The organism is Marinobacter sp. C7 (assembly GCF_022343555.1).
In the GTDB taxonomy this organism is placed as follows: domain Bacteria; phylum Pseudomonadota; class Gammaproteobacteria; order Pseudomonadales; family Oleiphilaceae; genus Marinobacter.
The window spans coordinates 1-688 of record NZ_JAKQZH010000031.1 but is presented as its reverse complement, the minus strand read 5'-3'; the positions used below and the strand labels follow the sequence as shown (position 1 = coordinate 688).

General features: G+C 57.0%; 1 protein-coding gene. It reads left to right on the top strand.

The genetic code is table 11. The features are described from left to right. Positions 1–680, top strand: a 680-nt coding sequence (locus MD273_RS19295; RefSeq protein ID WP_239039254.1) for an ACT domain-containing protein, incomplete at its 5' end; no start/stop codon positions are given. Between the last annotated feature and the right edge of the window lie 8 nt (positions 681–688).

The following is a 688-nucleotide window of genomic DNA, read 5'->3' as shown; positions in this document are numbered from 1 at the left end:
CGCTGGCTGGCGAGTTCGTGGCGGATGCTGTGAACGTTTCCTGTGGTCGCGTGGGCGAAGAGGTTGCTGTGTGGATGGATCTGGCTCGCAAGCTTGGTCTTCTTGCTGGCAAGCTTGTCGACGCCGCCCCAGTCTCCATTGAGGTTGAGGCTCGAGGCGAGCTTTCTTCCGAGCAGGTCGATGCACTTGGTTTGTCCGCTGTTCGTGGTTTGTTCTCCGGAATTATCGAAGAGTCCGTTACTTTCGTCAACGCTCCTCGCATTGCTGAAGAGCGTGGCCTGGACATCTCCGTGAAGACCAACTCTGAGTCTGTTACTCACCGTTCCGTCCTGCAGGTCAAGGTCATTACTGGCAGCGGCGCGAGCGCAACTGTTGTTGGTGCCCTGACTGGTCTTGAGCGCGTTGAGAAGATCACCCGCATCAATGGCCGTGGCCTGGATCTGCGCGCAGAGGGTCTGAACCTCTTCCTGCAGTACACTGACGCTCCTGGTGCACTGGGTACCGTTGGTACCAAGCTGGGTGCTGCTGGCATCAACATCGAGGCTGCTGCGTTGACTCAGGCTGAGAAGGGTGACGGCGCTGTCCTGATCCTGCGTGTTGAGTCCGCTGTCTCTGAAGAGCTGGAAGCTGAAATCAACGCTGAGTTGGGTGCTACTTCCTTCCAGGTTGATCTTGACTAATTAGAGAC